Origin of the sequence: Altererythrobacter sp., assembly GCF_050299635.1 — a bacterium.
Classification (GTDB): Bacteria; Pseudomonadota; Alphaproteobacteria; order Sphingomonadales; family Sphingomonadaceae; genus Erythrobacter.
Genome location: NZ_JBNKWF010000016.1, coordinates 1 through 15,893 on the forward strand (window position 1 = coordinate 1; position 15,893 = coordinate 15,893).

Sequence of the window (15,893 nt, forward strand, 5' to 3'; positions counted from 1 at the left end):
CCTTCCTTGAGCACCTGCCCGTCCGCAAAGACCGGCTTCAGGTTCTGCAGGTTCTCGAGCGTGGTCTGCGGGCGATTGCCTTCATCGCCTGCCAGCGTGACTTCGTGCTCGGAGACCTCCTTGGTCTCCTTGTCCATGACCTTCATGGTAGCGGCCATGGAGACGATTTCATCGTCGAACTTGCCCGCCCCTTGTGCGGCTGCCGTGCGCTGCTGTGATTGCAGTGCGTATTCGTCCTGCGCTTCGCGGCTCACCCCGTAGCGCTCCGAGACGATCTCGGCGGTCTCGAGCATCGACATGTAGAGCGAGGGCTTGCTCTCGATGAGCGAAGGATCGGGAGAGACGAAGGCCTGCGGCACCTGGTTGGTCGAGATCGATTCCAGACCCGCACCGATCGCCACATCCATCCCGTCGCACACGATCTGCTTGGCGGCGATCGCGATTGCCATCATGCCCGACGAACATTGCCGGTCGAGCGTCTGGCCCGAGACCGTGACCGGCAGACCTGCGCGGATCAGACTTTGGCGTGCGACATTCATGAACGCCGTGCCATGCTGCAGAGCGCAGCCCATGGTGACGTCCTCGATTTCGGCCGGATCGACCTTTGCGCGTTCGACGGCATGCTGGATCGCATGACCACCCAGCGTTGGCGCCGGCGTATTGTTGAACGCGCCGCGATAGGCCTTGCCGATCGGCGTGCGCGCGGTGGAGACGATAACTGCTTCCCTCATGCTGCCTGCTCCTGCTTGAGGTCGATACCGAGGGCAGTAGCTGCCATCTCGACGAACTTGCCCGTCTGTTCGCCGCCATTGGCGAGCGCGACCTGGCCTGCTGGATCGGCAATCGCCTCCCAGTTCGCCGCAACATCGTCGACGGTGGCGTCGGAGCCGAGGAAGACGCCCGGGCTCTCATAGATGCGCGAGACCGCAAACGAGCCCGCCCCTGCCCCCAGGATCACCCGCGAAGGTGCCTCTTCGCTCACGAGATAAAGCACGCCCGGAGAGACCGAGGCCGGCGACATCAGTTCCTTGACCTTCTCGGAATCGATGAGGTCCTCGAGCATGCGCGTTGCCGCGGTCGGTGCCAGCGCATTGACGCGGATATCATACTTCGCGCCTTCATAATGCAGCACGTTCATCAGCCCGATCATCGCGGCCTTTGCCGCGCCGTAGTTCGACTGGCCGAAATTCCCGTAGATGCCCGAGGAGGACGAGGTCACGAGAATACGCCCGTAGCTCTGTTCGCGCATGGTCTCCCAGACCGCCTTGCAGCAATTGGTGGTTCCGAAGAGATGCACGTCGACGACCTTCTTGAAGTCGTCCATCGTCATCTTGGCGAAGGTCTTGTCACGCAGGATCCCGGCGTTGTTGACCAGGATATCGACCCGGCCCCATTTGGCCTTGGCCTCGGCAACCATCGCTTCGACCTGCTCGAGATCGGTAATGTCCGCGCCATTGGCGATCGCCTCACCGCCGGCAGCGCGGATTTCTTCGGCCACGCTTTCCGCCGCCGAAGCCGATGCACCCGAGCCGTCGAGCGAGCCGCCCAGATCGTTCACCACCACTTTCGCGCCGCGCTGAGCCAATTGCAGGCAATGTTCGCGCCCCAGGCCGTTGCCACCACCCGTCACGATCGCGACCCTGCCTTCAAAACTGATCGTCATTTTCTCATTTACCCTTACTTGTTCTACAATGAAGAAGGCTGGCCCGAGTCAGGTCATCGGTTGACCCGCCAACCTCAGTTCCAGTCAAATGTTCGATGGCCTTGAATTGTGCGCCCGCCCTACCCGGCCATGTTCGGGAGCATCGGCCGATCCACAATCATAGCAGTCCCTCTTTCTGCGCGACTCACACTAGAAACGCCGCCGAGCTGAGGCTCAATGCCGTGACTCGGCAGGATCGATTATTGGCCGTTACGACCCGAAGGGCTGGCCAGACGTAACGCGAAATTAAAATTGATCCACCGATGTGACCATGGCGCAAACGACCGCATCAATTGGCATTTTTGACCGCGTAGACGTCAAAATAGGATGGCTTATCTTGTCATTCCGCTACGATTGCCTGGTAGGGGCGCAGTCATGTCTGGACAGCGCTCTGTCATCATGGGTGAAGATTGTGGTTAGCGTCTTCGGGTGCGGTCATGTCTTCGGCCTTTTGGTCGTGGACCTGATCCACTGGCCCTGATGTTTGTCCGCTGACTTGCTTTCCCTGATCAGGTTTTCGCGCTCTGGGCGCTGACAACTCCGCGGCAACTATGATGAGAAGACCTGCAGGGGCTCGTATGAGTATGGCGACGCATGAGCCAGGCTGCGGCGAGGCAGAGACGCGACGGCTTCTCATCATGCTGACCTGCATTGGCGTATGTGTGGTCGAATCTGCCAATTGATGAGGGCGAACCTGCCATGGGCGTTGCGCGGGTCCTGAGGCACTGTCGAGACTCTTGTACTGCGTCAGACTCTTAACTGACGCTAGCAGGACGGCTCCCGGGTCCCTCGGTGTCGTCAAAGCCTTAGGGGGAATGAAGATTGATTGCAGGACATGACGTGCTTCGCATCGCCAATTGTTCGGGCTTCTATGGCGATCGTTTCGCCGCCGCGCGCGAAATGGTCGACGGCGGCCCGATCGATGTGTTGACCGGCGATTACCTCGCCGAACTTACCATGGCGATCCTCTACAAGAAGCGGCTCAAGAATGATGCCGCAGGTTATGCCTCGACCTTCGTGCGCCAGGTCATCGAAGTGATCGAACAGTGCATGGCGCGCGGGATCAAGATCGTGGCCAATGCTGGAGGGCTTGATCCTGAAGGCTGCGCCCAGGCCGTGCGCCATGCCTGCGATCAATTGAACGTACGCCCCAAGATTGCCTGGATCGAGGGTGACGATTTAGTTCCGCGGCTCGGCGAACTGACCGAGGCAGGCGAGCGATTGGCCAATATCGATAGCGGCAAGTCCATTGCCGAGTCCAATCGCAGCGTGCTTACAGCCAATGCCTATCTCGGCGCATGGGGGATCAAGCAGGCGCTCGATGATGACGCGGATATCGTCATCTGCCCGCGCGTCACCGATGCTTCGATCGTCATTGGGCCGGCTGCCTGGAAATTTGGCTGGAGCCGCGATGATTATGATCAACTTGCCGGAGCGCTGCTGGCGGGCCACCTGATCGAATGCGGGGCGAGTGTTACGGGCGGTAACTACGCCTTCTTTCATGAAGTCCCGTCATTACGCAATGTCGGTTTTCCGATTGCCGAGATCGAGGCGGACGGCAGTTTCACGATCACCAAGCATCCCGGTACCGGAGGACTGGTTTCTAAGGGCACACTTACCGCGCAGACGCTCTACGAGATCGGCTCACCGGCCTATCTCAATCCCGACGTGACCGGCCACTTTGACAGCTTCAGCATGCAGGCGGCCGGGCCCGAGCGCGTGCGAGTAACTGGGGTCAGGGGATCGAGTCCGCCGCCAACGCATAAGGTCTGCATGAACCTCGAAGCTGGCCATCGAATCAGCATCGAGCTCGCGCTGACCGGGCTCGATGTCGAAGCGAAGGCCAGGGTCTTTACCGACGCGCTGTTCGATAGCCTTGGCGGACGCGAGACGTTCGACCGGGTTGACGAGTTGCTGCTGCGCACCGACAGGCACGATCCGCAGTCGAATGATGCAGCCACCGCAACGCTCCGACTCATCGTCCATTCCTCCGATCCGGCCAAGGTCGGACGAGGCTTCGGCCGCAAGGTGACCGAGCTGGCACTGGCGAGTTTTCCGGGCTTCTACGGCAAGCCCGCCGTCACCTCCTCGGGTCCGGTGATCGAGCACTGGCCCGCGCTGGTCGACAGCAAACATATCGTCGAGCGCGTCCATTCTGACGGCAAGGTCACCGAAGTGCTGCCGACAAGTCAGCTCGATCTGCCTGAAGACGGTTATCATGGTCCGCCCTATGATGCGCCGCCCGTCCCCAATGGTCCAACGGCGCGCGTGCCGCTGGGACAACTCTTCGGCGCTCGCTCGGGCGACAAGGGCGGCAATGCCAATGTTGGCGTCTGGGCGAGGACCGAGGAAGCCTATGCTTTCCTCTATCATTTCCTCACCGCCCAGAAGCTGGCCGAACTCCTTCCCGACATGGCTCAATATCCCATCGAACGCTTCGAGCTGCCCAATATTCTCAGCCTCAATTTCGTCATCCGTGGTGTGCTGGGAGAAGGGATTGCGGCCGCGACCCGTACCGATGGTCAGGCCAAGTCGCTGGGCGAATATCTGCGCGCCAGGCTGATCGATGTGCCGGAGGCGTTGCTGTGAGCGAAACGTTGACCCATTTCGAAGGCGAAACTTTTGAAGCCGTAATCCCGCAGCTTGAGGACCATATTCTCACTGTCACGCTCAACCGCCCACAGCGCCGCAATGCGATCAACGACGTGATGGTCGATGAGCTGCTCCATCTTCTCAGCTTTGCCAAGCATACCCGCGCTGTGCGCGTGGTCGTGCTTGCAGCGAGCGGCGATGTGTTTTGCGCCGGAGGCGATCTCAAGGCGCTGAGCGGTGAGCCGCAGCCGAAGAGCCAGTCGACGATCCCTCACCTTGGCGAAGTCGATGACATGGTGATTGCGCTCTATCATCTCAACAAACCGGTCATCGCCAGGATCCAAGGCCCGGTGCTCGCTGGCGCGCTGCTCATGGTGTGCAACGCGACCCACGCGATTGCGAGCGATCGCGCGACCTTTTCGGCCCCTGAGATCAAGCGCGGCCTGTGGCCCTTCCAGGTCATGGCGGGCCTCTTCCGTATCCTGCCGCGCCGCGACGCGACAGATTTCATCATGCGAGGCCAGATGCTTTCAGCCAGGCGCGCAGCCGAGCTCGGCCTTGTCAACGAAGCGGTTCCGCACGAACTGCTGTCTGTACGCGTCGGAAAGCTCGCGCAGGAACTCGCAAGCTATGCGCCGGCCACAATGCAGGCGGGCCTCAAGGCCATGCGCGATGTCGAAATGGCAAGCTTCGATGATGCCCTGCCGGATCTCAAATCGCGTTTCTTCACCTGCGTCGCAAGCGATGACGCCAAGGAGGGCATGGCTGCCTTTTTTGAGAAGCGCGCGCCAGTATGGAAGGACTGAGCATGCCAATTGTTGTGCCCAGCGAGCTCGATGATTGGATCGACCGCGAGATTGGCGTCTCGGGCTGGACGACGATTGCGCAGGAACGCATCGATGCCTTCGCGCAGGTCACGGAGGATTGGCAATTCATCCATGTCGATCCTGACAAGGCCAGGGAGTCGTTCTTCGGCGGTACGATCGCGCATGGTTTCCTCACGCTCTCGCTGCTCAGCAAGTTTGCCTTTGAGGCGGGGATCGAGGTCAAGGGCACGCGCCTCGCCATCAATTACGGGTTCGACAAGGTTCGCATGTTGAGCCCAGTGCCGTCCAGATCACGAATCAGGGGACGGTTGGTGCTTGGTAGTCTCGACTGGAAATCGCCTTCGCGCGTGCTCCTGGGTTACGATACCATTGTCGAGATCGAGGGCAGCGACAAGCCAGCGCTCTTCGCACACTGGCTGTGCATGCTTGAGCTTGAATCCCATGCAACCGCATGTTCGATCTTGATGCAGCATGATGAACTTGCGCGCCAATGAGGAAATTAAGCGGAGGCCGAACTATTGAGTAACAATTCTATTGATCCACTGAGGCATCTCTTTGGGCTTGAAGGAAAAACAGCAATCGTCACTGGCGGTTCACGCGGAATCGGTGAGATGTTTGCGCGCGGCTATGTGGAAGCAGGCGTCAGGACCTATATCACTTCGCGCAAGGCCAGCGATTGCGAGGAAACCGCGAGACGCTTGAGCGAATTCGGATCCTGTCTCGCACTGCCGTACGACCTTTCGACTGTCGAGGGGATCGAAGCACTGGTCTCGGCATTTGCCGAACATGAAAGCAGGCTCGATATCCTTGTCAACAACGCTGGAGCTACCTGGGGAGCGCCGTTCGACGATTATCCCGAAAGCGGTTGGGACAAAGTGGTTGATCTCAATCTCAAGTCACCATTCTTTTTGACGCAGAAGTTGGCGCCCTTTTTGCGGCAAGCTTCTGGCGCTGAGGATCCTGCACGCATAATCAACATCGCATCGATCAACGGCATTACAAATCCGCATGCCGACAATTTTGCCTATTCTGCCTCAAAGGCTGGTGTAATCCAGCTCACCAGGCACCTGGCTGCCGCCCTCGCCGCCGAAAACATCAACGTCAACGCAATTGCCCCCGGCTTGTTAATGACCAAGATGATGGCACATGCTGACGAAACCGAGATCGTCAAGTATATCCCGCGCGGACGTGCCGGATCAGCTGACGATGCTGCCGGCGTCGCAATTTTTCTCGCTTCGAAAGCGAGCGCATGGATAACTGGTGTTACAATCCCGGTGGATGGCGGAATGGTTGCCAACGCCTGAAACCGACATCTGCGGTTTGTGTTATAGAGATGAGAATTCTTGTCCGGGTGAAGCCCAGCCAGATAGTACAATCGAGCGGTGAAGAGATGAGTGTCAAAGTGGCAATCAACACGGCAGAACCGGTCCAGGCCCAGATTGAGCATTCAAAAAGGGACGGATCCAATGTCGGGATCGTCCTTGCGCCTTGACGCTGGCATAATCCAGCCCCATCCGATGCATCACGCAGGGGCGGAAGTTCTCGATCACCACGTCAGCACGCTCGATCAGCGACAGTGCTTGGGCCTTTCCCTCGACACTCTTCAGGTCAAGTGTCAGCAGCTTCTTGTTCCGGTTGAGCAGGCGATATTGTTGACTCGGCAGTTCCAGATCGCCCGGCTTCACCACGCGAATGACATTCGCACCCTGGTCAGCCAACATCATGGCCGCCATCGGGCCAGGGTAATAGTGACCGAAGTCAAGGACATTGATCCCCGAGAGTGACCCTTCAAGCTGAGAAGGTTTCGAGTTGAACGATGTCCTATCCATGATTGAACGATACCCCATCTAGCGGAATGTAAGTCACAAGAAAACACGGGGTCACCCCCGCCCCGCCGGCCGTTTACACCACCCAGATAATTACGAACATGCCGTTCAGATCAAACTAAGAAAATATAGAATTTCTAGATTTTTATCGAATATCCGTGAAATCTAGAAAAACAATCTCACAAATAATTGTGACATGCATATTGTTCTATTTGGAATATTATGAATTCTTTTAATAAACACATTCATTCTGGCTCGAACTTATCCAATCGCTGTTAACGATTCCCTGATAGGTCATTTGGTGCATCCGTTCACGCGAGGGTATGCAACCTGTAACCAAGAGCTGCGTCATCACCAAGCCAATCAAATTTTGCCGCCGATCGATCCAAAAATCGGTGCTCGCGCCGCCACCCCAGCTGTACTCCCCATTCGATCCAGTCGAGCCGGAAGCCACGATATCAGTCACCACGAGACCACAGAAGCCAAACCCGATGCCGGGGGTTGACCAAGCATAGTTCCCCATCGCCGCCAGTGGCGCCTCTCCAAACTCCGGCCCCAAGTGATTCGACATCATGCAATCCACTGTCAGGGGACTAAGGAACCTCTCGCCGTCGAGTTCTCCTCCATTCAACAGCATCTGGGCAAAGCGTAAGTAATCAGGAGCCGTGCCGACCAGGCCCGAGCCGCCCCCCTCGTAAGAGGGTGGGCGGCTGAAATCATTGGATACAGAAGCGTAGTCCCCTTTGGAAATATCGTCCTTGGGAACCTCAACCAGACCACCGTCTGGCGCCTGCATGTATTGCGTAGCTAGCCTATCGATCTTCTCGGGCGGTACGTAGAAGTTCGTGTCGACCATGCCCAGGGGCGTGAAGAGGCGCTGCTTAAGAAACTCTCCCAAGGACCGGCCGGATATGACCTCGATCAGCCGACCCAAGACCGTCATAGCCTCGCTATAAGACCAGATTGTCCCAGGCTGTGCGATTAGCGGCAGGGACGCGATCTTCTTCACGTACTGCTCGCAGGTAGTGCCATTTAGCCTTGCGGAATTGGTGACGAGTCCGGCATCCACGTACATCTTGCCAACCGGCGTTTCGGGATAAAGATAATAGGAAAGCCCAGCTGTGTGGGTCATGAGATGCTTGATCGTGATAGGACGGGCCTTCACACGCGAGCCGTCATCCTGCAGAATCTCCATTTCGGAGAATTCCGGCAGATAGGCAGCAATCGGGTCGTTAAGACCGAAATGACCTTCCTCGAACAGCATCATTGTTGCGACGCCGACGACCGGCTTTGTCTGTGAGTGCAGTCGGAAAATCGCATCGGGTAGCATTGGTCTACGGCTCGCTACATCCATGTAGCCCATTGCCTCGTAGTGGACGAGTTCGCCGCGTCGCGCGATCGCGGTGACAAATCCCGGTGCTTGCCCCTCGTCAACGAACTTCATCATGACAGGCTTGATACGAGCAAGTCTCTCACTACACATGCCGACCGTTTCCGGCTCCACGACTGGCAAGCCATATTGGTGGCCACATAAAGCATGTGTCACGTTTAAGTCCTTCATACGATCAGGTCCCTGCACAAAAATCATTCCAAACGCGCCATTTAATCGCCCAGAAAGCGGTAATTCCGACCGATAGCTTCCTTATCTCCGCCGGGTGCCCACCAGAACACCAACGCAACGAAGGGCTCCTCACCTATAGCCTCGACGCGATGCCCGACGCCTGGCGGAGTGTAAATTGCGGACCCGGACGACGCTATGAACGTGTCATCTCCCCACGTCATTTTCGCTTGTCCTTTGAGGACGTAGTAGAACTCAGGCTGATCGTGAGCATGAGCTGGGTAAACAGCCCCAGGATTCAGTTCAATTGCGTTGAGACTAGCATCGTCGGGACAACCCAGATCCCCATGTTTTAAAATCTCAAAGGCTTTACTATTTTCTTGTAATGATGTTGGCCATATCTTAAGACTGGATCTATGTAGAGGATTAAGATCTCTAATGTTTACATGCTTTATATGCATAACGTTCACTCCACACTTTTGACGAAAACATCCAACGTCTTTCCGTTCGCTTCCTATATCTTTTCGCCCAGTGCCCGCGCGCGCGTGATTAAACTCTCTTCATCATCTGCGATATGACGCAGAAGTCGGCTCACAAACAAAATGCCTGTCAATGGAAGCAGGAGAGTCCAAAGCATGGCCTGTCGCAGCGCCTCGCCGCTGCTGGCGCCTCCCACCGCAATGATGTCGCTGATATGACCTGTGACATACGGCCCAAGAGCCGCTCCGCCGAAAGTAGAAATCATAAAAGCAAATGCCGAAACAGTTGCTCGTCCTCGCGGAAGCATCAGGTCATTGACCGTTGATACCGCCGGCCCATGCGCCATTGTGCCAGTCAAGTAGAGTACAAAGAACCCGAAATAGGCGAGGCGTACATCCTGTGCCGTCAAGAACAGCAAGGACGAAACGAGCGCCGCGGACACGCTCCCCAACCAGACAATGAGTTTTCCTTTGGGCGTGTATAGGCGTAACCTGTCGGCTAGTATTCCGCCGACGATGATGCCCACAAAGCCCATAGTCGCCATCGCCAGCCCCAGAATTGCGCCCGTTTCGCCAGCGCTCACGTTATGGTAGCGCTGAAAAAATGGCACAGCCCAGAAACCAATTCCCACAATAGTGAAGGTCCAACTCGCGCCCGCAAAGATGAAGGTCGTCAACGTCCTACACCTGAACATCATACCGAATACAACGGGATCACGCAGGGCGAGGCCCTGGGCCCAGGAAACGGCGGCATAAACGCCAACAGCCAGCGCCATCCATTGAAGAATATCCCCTGTCAGCTCGGCCAGCACCAGAGAAATAACCGCGATAAGGGTAGCGGCGGCGGCATTGCTAACTGCCAAATTGTGCTGGCCTGACTGCCTGTAAAACGACACCCAATTAGCTACAGGAAGCATACTTATGAGCACGACGCCCATTTCCCCAAGGGGACGCGGATGATTATCGCTAATAATCCCGTCGGTGTGCCCCCGAACGGGCTCACGCAGCGTCGACACCCAAAGTGCCATAATCAGACCGGGCAGGCCTACTACCATAAAGGCTACCTGCCAGCCCCTCAATCCAAACGGTGCCTGCGCTGGATGCGGCCAAGCCGCAGCCCAGGCTTCAAGGATCGAGCCTCCTAGGAATAGTCCCAAGCCCATGCCGATGTAGACACCCCCGGAGTAAATGGAAAGCACCGTCGTGCGCACCTTGGGAGAAAAATAATCGTATAGCATTGAAAAGGCGGCCGGGGTGGCGCTCGCTTCGCCGATGCCTACACCGAACCGGCAGAAAGCGAGCGGCAGAAAGCTGCGCGTAAGGCCGGACGCTACCGTCATTAGACTCCAGAATCCAAGCCCGACGGTGATCAGCTTTTTGCGGTTCCAAACATCGGCGAGCCGTCCGAAGGCGACACCGAAAGTGGCATAGAACACAGCGAAAGCCGTGCCAAACAGAAAGCCGAGCTGCGCATCCGATACGCCCAAATCAGCCTTAATATCTTCGGCCAAGATCGCTAAAATCTGCCGGTCGATGAAGTTGATCACATAGACGAGAACTAGCACGCCAAGCACGTAGCGGGCGTACCAGCCGTTGACTCTAGTGCGAGAGGCGACAGATACATGTTGAGGCGGCGCAATCGCCGCTACACCACTTTTTAGAACTTGATTCGCCATCACGCTCATCCGTGGCCCTGCTGACAGGTGCTAAGAAATTGGTCCATCCTCGCGTATGCTTGGGCCGCGAGCGCGCCGGAGAAGTGGGCGAAGCCATGGGCCCCGCCCGGATAGACAGCGAGTTCGGCCCCATTGCCGGCGGCAATCCAGCGCGCATACATAAAAAGCGTGTCGTCGAGGAGCCCATCGCGCGTACCGATTGTAAACAACGCCGGTGGAAGCCCTGCGAGATCGGCATAAAGCGGCGAGAGATCGGGGCCCCTCACGTCGGTGCCTGAAGGCACGAACGCACCACGAAACTTTTCAATATCGAGGGTGCGCAAGGGACGCTGCTCGTTGCCGAACTGGCGTGCACTCGGAGTCATACCCAGATCGAATGCTCCAAAAACAAGGTTGGCTCCCTTGAAGCCGGTGCAGGCATGGCGGTCACGCATCCGTAAAAGCGTTACGGCAGCGAGATGCCCGCCGGCGGTTTCCCCGCCAATGGTAAGAATTTCGGTGCCAAACTTAGCCCGTGCATTCTCGACGAGCCAAAGCGCGGCGCTCTCGCAATCGTCGGGACCAGCGGGATAGGGATGTTCCGGCGCAAGACGATAGTCGACGCTGACCACGGCAAGCCCCGTATTGGTCGCGACACGTTCCAGCATCGGGTCCTGCTGGTCTGCTGCGCCAAACACCCAGCCGCCACCATGGATATGGAGATAGATTCCCGACGGGTTATCGGGCATGATGATCCGCACGGGAACGTCAACACCTCTGCCCTTGATGCGGATTGTCCGCGCCGTTTCCGACTTCGGAGGCAGAGGATAAGGACCCCCGCCGCTTGCCCGCTGCGCCCTGGCTTCCGCTGCGCCAACCTGCCACCAGTCAGGCAGCCCGGCGATGGCCTCCGCGACGGCCCTATTGACTGCGACCGTCTCGGACGAGATAGCTCCCGGCCGGAACAGCATAGGATCCAATGAATCGCCTACGTGTATTGCCTTACTCATACATTCCTCAACGACGAGAACGTCCAATTGATCTAAATTTGCGGGAATGACTGGAAAAAGGGACGACTCGATGAAGGCATTCGACCTCGTTGAGAGTGACGTGCGCCTCCTGACCTCAACATCATTCTCAATTGCCAGAACCAAGATGTGGAATATTCCACGTGCATTCCCGCTTTAAAACAAGCGGTTGCCGCCTCGAATGTGATCGACGGTACCGCAGATTCGTATCAGTAGCGGCCCGACGTCTACCTTTGTCGAACGCCGGGCCGTACGAGTGCCGGCTAGAACCTATAACCAACCGTCACACCATAGGTGCGCGGGGGATGCAGTATGACGGCTCTCGGCCTTCCTGAAAGGGAACTACCAAATTGGGTCATTCCTGCCGCCGCCACTTCGTCAGTCAAGTTCTTTACCCAGCTCGCGATGTTCCATCGCCCATCTGCATCCTCAAAGGTGAGGCGGGCGTTGAATAAGCCAAACGGTTCTTGCGATAGATCCATTTCCTCAAATGGTCGAAAGAATGTGCGGCTCTTGTAGGAATATTCCCCCCGCAGGGTTGCTGAACCCCAGCTTCCTATCGGAATAGTAATGGCTGCGCCCAGATTAGCGGCCCATCGCGGTGAGTTTGGCAGACGGTTTCCAGAAACATCTATCGGAGTATTACCAACCAAATTGTTGATCGCATCAGGCCATTCGTCAAATGTCGCGTCGAGATAAGAAACGTTGCCATCGAAAGATAGAAACTCAGCTGGCCGCGCCTCGAACTCGAACTCAGCACCGCGAATCGTAGCCGCCGCAGCATTATCTATAGAAAGCAGTACGGCACCTTGACCATTATCTCTTCTGACCTCCACTTGAAGATTGCGGTAGTCCATATGAAATAGGGAGATACTGCTTCTCAATCGACCATCAAGCAATAAGGACTTGAGCCCTACTTCGTAATTGGTCACTTTTTCCGGTTCAAAGGCTCTTCCTTGCAGCGTAGCCGTATTGAAACCGCCAGCCTTGAAGCCTTTCCCGACCGTCGCATAGGCAGTGACCGCGTCGCTGAATTCATAAGTAAGCGCGGCCTTGGGCGTGAACGAGTTCCAACTATCTTCCAATTGCTCAGAACTGGTTACGCCGAAGATTGTTGACGACTGATCGATTGACTTTTTCTCATAATTGTAACGGGCGCCAATGGTCAGAGTAAGCCGGTCAAGAACGGGATAGCTCGCCTCGCCAAAGACTGCATAGGTATCAATCGGCAGATCATCGACTTCGCCAAGCAAGGTTGTTCCAAGAGGAGGCAACACAATAGGAAGAATGAGAGATCTGTCAGCGTGAAAATAAAACGCACCAACAACCCATTGCAGTTCGCCAGCCCCAGATGAAGATAGAGTTATTTCCTGGGAGATTTGTTCTGCGTCGTAAGTGAGTGCCTCCGACAAAAGGCGGCTCAAGTCACCTCCATCGAGATCCGCAGACTGGAAGTAGTGTGCTTTGCGATACGCCGTCGTGGACCCCAATGTCACACCGCCAAGGTCCCATTCCGCCTTGGCACTTAAACCCCACCATTCCCGTTCGGTGACGTTCTCATCGTTCAAGTTAACTGCGCGGCCAGACGGCAATACACCGTCGTCTGCAGTACCCAACACACCGTCAGCGCCCAGTTCATGCGCCAGAGGTTGACCAGTACTGTTCCTTTCAGCGACAAAACCACGAAAACTGTCATCACGATTATAGTCCGCGACAAGGTCCAGACGAAAACTGGATGTCGGCTCATAGCGAAGTTTGCCGCGCACACTCGCAAGATCGCCGTTGTCCAACCTGCGCCCATCAAAAATGTTGGGCGTGAAGCCGTCATGAGTCCTGGTCTTGAAGGCGAAACGTGCCATAAGCTCGTCTCCGATCAACGGCCCGCTGGCATAACCTTCGGTTTCAACGAGGTCGTAATTGCCGTATGTGAGACTGCCGCCGGCTTCAAAATACCGCGTTGGCGCTTTGGTAATGATGTTGACGGATCCGCCTGTCGCATTTCGTCCATAGAGGGTGCCCTGCGGTCCACGCAGTATCTCGACTCGCTCAACATCGAAAAAGGAAGTGCCCTGCTCCGGCCGCTCGGAAAGAAATACCCCGTCCCGATGCACGGCAACTCCCGACTCTGAACCTTCATTCACCTGGTTATTTCCAATGCCACGTATTGTTATGCGCGTGATTCCAACGGAATTATCAATCTGCAGACCCGCTGCAAGAAATTGCATATCGTGGACGCTCTCGACCCCTCTTTCCTCTAATTGATCACTGCCAAAGGCGTTGATCGACATCGGAATATCCTGCAGACGCGCCTCGCGACGAGTCGCGGTGACGATGATTTCACCTAGTCCAGCTTCGTCGGCCGCCTCGCTTTCCGCCGCCACTTCCTGCGCACTCGCGCCCGGCGCAAAGGCCGCGCCCAATGCCAGCCCCGAAGCCCCCAAAAGCAGAGCGCGCGAGCAAGTAAGACCTGTTTTCGAAAACATCATATTTCCTCTCCCCAATATAACAGATGCCATCGCCGGTAGGGGACTTGCTCATCCCCATGCCCGGCTCTCTCTAAATCCGGACCAATCCTACCGCCGACGCAGAGCGCCTAGCCATGGAGACCGGAGCAGGAGTTGTTGGAAAAGTTGACCGTATTTTGGACTACACAACCTCGCCCGATTCCAGCATCGCGCGCAGTTTGCGCTTGGCGATCTTGTTGAGCGTCGATCGCGGCAAGTCGTTGACAATATGCACTTCCCGTAACGCCTTGAAGTCCGCCAACTGGCCCGCGCTGCGCCGGATCAGCGCATTGGGCAGGTCTTCGGGCGCGCCGTCGGCCGGAATGACGAAGGCGACGGGCACTTCATCGAGCATGACGTCGGGCTTGCCGACGACCGCGCATTCCTCGACCCAGCCGCTCGACATGATCACCGCCTCGATCTCGGCCGCCGCGACATTCTCCCCGCCGACGCGCAGCATGTCCTTGGCGCGGCTGGCGAAGAAGATGTCACCTCTCTCGTCGATCCGCACCCGGTCGCCGGTGTCGAACCAGCCGTCCTCGTCGAAACAGGCGGCGGTCGCCTGTGGGTCGTTCAGATATTCCTTGAAGATAGTGATCCCGCGCACACCGCGTACGAACAAATGCCCGGTTTCGCCTGGGCTGCAATCGCTGCCGTCGGGGCGGCGAATTGCGATTTCATTGCCCGGCGCCGGGCGGCCGATATTGAGCAGGCCGCCCACGTGGAACGGATCGCCCACCAGCGGCAGGGTGATCATCTCGGTCATCCCCCAATGGCCGCGCGTCTTCACTCCGTAACGCTTTTCGATCTCGGGCATGACGGCGAAGCTCCAGAAACGGAAATGGTGTTTCGGAACATCATATCTGGCGAGCGCATTGACGAAAAAGATGCTGGGCAAGGACGTCCAGGTCGCGCCATAGCGCAGCGCTGGCCCCCAGAAGTTGGAGGCAGAGAATTTGGGCTGAAGCAGGATCGTGCCGCCCGACCACAAGGTGCTCATCGCCAGCGTCGCAAGGCCGTTATTGTGGAACAGCGGCACGAACAGCTGACAGATGTCATCCTGACGCAGGCCATAGGCGTAGGCCGTCTGTTGCGCGGCAAAGAGCGTGTTGGCATGGGTTGAGAGCACCGCCTTGGGCCGCGAGGTGGTGCCGCTGGTGAACTGGACGCGCAGGTCAAGCATCGGTTCCGGTGGGCGATCGTCGGAAAACGGCTCCGCATCCAGCAGATCGTCAAACGACAGCGCCCCCGGCTCCGCTCCGTCAGGCCCGCAGGGCTGGGATGCCACCACCAGGGAACAGCCAGCAGGGGCAATGCGGGTGAAGAGTTCGCGATGGTACGGCTGGGTAATGATGGCGGTTGGAGCGACGAGTTCGAGATACCAAGCGATCTCGGCCTCGGTTGAGCGCATATTGTCGAGCACCGCCACAGCGCCGATCGCCGCACAGGCGAAATAGGCGATCAGCAATTCGGGGCAATTCTCCAAATGGAGCAGCACGCGGCTGCCCTTGTCGATGCCCTGGCGCTGCAGACCGCCAGCGCATGCGCGGACATCCGCGTCAAACTGCGCATAGCTCCAGCGTCGATGCGCGCCTTCGTGCGGTACCCAGATCAGAAAATCTTTGTCCGGGGTGCGCGTCACCCATTGCCTCAAGATCCATGGCAGATCGCGCCCCTGCACCATCAACTCGTAAGAGCGCCTGTCCAACGCCATTGCCTCGC

General features: G+C 57.3%; 12 protein-coding genes and 1 pseudogene. 4 read left to right on the top strand and 9 right to left on the bottom strand.

The features are described 5' to 3' along the window. Positions 1-731, bottom strand: a pseudogene (locus tag ACQY6C_RS09720) (acetyl-CoA C-acyltransferase); the annotation flags it as partial. Further along, positions 728-1,663: an SDR family NAD(P)-dependent oxidoreductase gene (locus tag ACQY6C_RS09725; RefSeq protein ID WP_427968226.1), complete on the bottom strand. Its 936-nt coding sequence runs from the start codon at positions 1,661-1,663 to the stop codon at positions 728-730. The pseudogene ACQY6C_RS09720 and the gene ACQY6C_RS09725, both read right to left, overlap by 4 nt. An 861-nt stretch (positions 1,664-2,524) precedes the next feature. Between ACQY6C_RS09725 and ACQY6C_RS09730 the strand changes: the two genes are divergently transcribed. Genes ACQY6C_RS09730 through ACQY6C_RS09745 form a run of 4 tightly spaced genes read left to right on the top strand, consistent with a single transcriptional unit; the run spans position 2,525 to position 6,425 of the window. Continuing rightward, complete coding sequence (locus ACQY6C_RS09730) at positions 2,525-4,291, top strand: acyclic terpene utilization AtuA family protein (RefSeq protein WP_427968229.1); 1,767 nt, start codon at positions 2,525-2,527, stop codon at positions 4,289-4,291. After that, positions 4,288-5,100: an enoyl-CoA hydratase/isomerase family protein gene (locus ACQY6C_RS09735; protein WP_427968232.1), complete on the top strand. Its 813-nt coding sequence runs from the start codon at positions 4,288-4,290 to the stop codon at positions 5,098-5,100. The genes ACQY6C_RS09730 and ACQY6C_RS09735 overlap by 4 nt, the downstream gene beginning before the upstream one ends. A 2-nt stretch (positions 5,101-5,102) precedes the next feature. After that, complete coding sequence (locus ACQY6C_RS09740) at positions 5,103-5,615, top strand: MaoC family dehydratase (protein ID WP_427968235.1); 513 nt, start codon at positions 5,103-5,105, stop codon at positions 5,613-5,615. Positions 5,616-5,639: 24 nt separating this feature from the next. Then, the gene (locus tag ACQY6C_RS09745) at positions 5,640-6,425 is read left to right on the top strand and encodes an SDR family oxidoreductase (RefSeq protein ID WP_427968238.1); all 786 of its coding nucleotides are present in this window, start codon (positions 5,640-5,642) and stop codon (positions 6,423-6,425) included. A 105-nt stretch (positions 6,426-6,530) separates the two neighbouring features. Here ACQY6C_RS09745 and ACQY6C_RS09750 read toward each other — a convergent pair whose 3' ends face one another. From ACQY6C_RS09750 to ACQY6C_RS09780, 7 genes are all read right to left on the bottom strand, one after another. Continuing rightward, positions 6,531-6,950: a CoA transferase gene (locus tag ACQY6C_RS09750; protein WP_427968241.1), complete on the bottom strand. Its 420-nt coding sequence runs from the start codon at positions 6,948-6,950 to the stop codon at positions 6,531-6,533. Positions 6,951-7,179: 229 nt separating this feature from the next. Continuing rightward, positions 7,180-8,394, bottom strand: a complete 1,215-nt coding sequence (locus ACQY6C_RS09755) for a serine hydrolase domain-containing protein (RefSeq protein WP_427968243.1) — start codon at positions 8,392-8,394, stop codon at positions 7,180-7,182. Positions 8,395-8,549: 155 nt separating this feature from the next. Further along, the gene (locus tag ACQY6C_RS09760; protein WP_427968246.1) at positions 8,550-8,966 is read right to left on the bottom strand and encodes a cupin domain-containing protein; all 417 of its coding nucleotides are present in this window, start codon (positions 8,964-8,966) and stop codon (positions 8,550-8,552) included. A 53-nt stretch (positions 8,967-9,019) separates the two neighbouring features. Then, the gene (locus ACQY6C_RS09765; RefSeq protein WP_427968248.1) at positions 9,020-10,660 is read right to left on the bottom strand and encodes an MFS transporter; all 1,641 of its coding nucleotides are present in this window, start codon (positions 10,658-10,660) and stop codon (positions 9,020-9,022) included. Between the two features lie 5 nt (positions 10,661-10,665). Then, the gene (locus tag ACQY6C_RS09770) at positions 10,666-11,388 is read right to left on the bottom strand and encodes an alpha/beta hydrolase (RefSeq protein WP_427968249.1); all 723 of its coding nucleotides are present in this window, start codon (positions 11,386-11,388) and stop codon (positions 10,666-10,668) included. 542 nt (positions 11,389-11,930) lie between these two features. After that, positions 11,931-14,153: a TonB-dependent receptor gene (locus ACQY6C_RS09775; protein ID WP_427968250.1), complete on the bottom strand. Its 2,223-nt coding sequence runs from the start codon at positions 14,151-14,153 to the stop codon at positions 11,931-11,933. 160 nt (positions 14,154-14,313) lie between these two features. Then, entirely contained in the window at positions 14,314-15,885 is a 1,572-nt protein-coding gene (locus ACQY6C_RS09780) for an AMP-binding protein (protein ID WP_427968251.1), read from the bottom strand. Positions 15,886-15,893 lie beyond the last annotated feature (8 nt).

Excerpts from the sequence above, each read along its gene's own strand:
- ACQY6C_RS09760 (WP_427968246.1), bottom strand. The coding sequence starts at position 8,966 with ATGCATATAAAGCATGTAAACATTAGAGATCTTAATCCTCTACATAGA.
- ACQY6C_RS09740 (WP_427968235.1), top strand. The coding sequence starts at position 5,103 with ATGCCAATTGTTGTGCCCAGCGAGCTCGATGATTGGATCGACCGCGAG.
- ACQY6C_RS09755 (WP_427968243.1), bottom strand. The coding sequence starts at position 8,394 with ATGATGAAGTTCGTTGACGAGGGGCAAGCACCGGGATTTGTCACCGCG.
- ACQY6C_RS09775 (WP_427968250.1), bottom strand. The coding sequence starts at position 14,153 with ATGATGTTTTCGAAAACAGGTCTTACTTGCTCGCGCGCTCTGCTTTTG.
- ACQY6C_RS09765 (WP_427968248.1), bottom strand. The coding sequence starts at position 10,660 with ATGGCGAATCAAGTTCTAAAAAGTGGTGTAGCGGCGATTGCGCCGCCT.
- ACQY6C_RS09725 (WP_427968226.1), bottom strand. The coding sequence starts at position 1,663 with ATGACGATCAGTTTTGAAGGCAGGGTCGCGATCGTGACGGGTGGTGGC.
- ACQY6C_RS09780 (WP_427968251.1), bottom strand. The coding sequence starts at position 15,885 with ATGGCGTTGGACAGGCGCTCTTACGAGTTGATGGTGCAGGGGCGCGAT.
- ACQY6C_RS09770 (WP_427968249.1), bottom strand. The coding sequence starts at position 11,388 with ATGCCCGATAACCCGTCGGGAATCTATCTCCATATCCATGGTGGCGGC.
- ACQY6C_RS09750 (WP_427968241.1), bottom strand. The coding sequence starts at position 6,950 with ATGGATAGGACATCGTTCAACTCGAAACCTTCTCAGCTTGAAGGGTCA.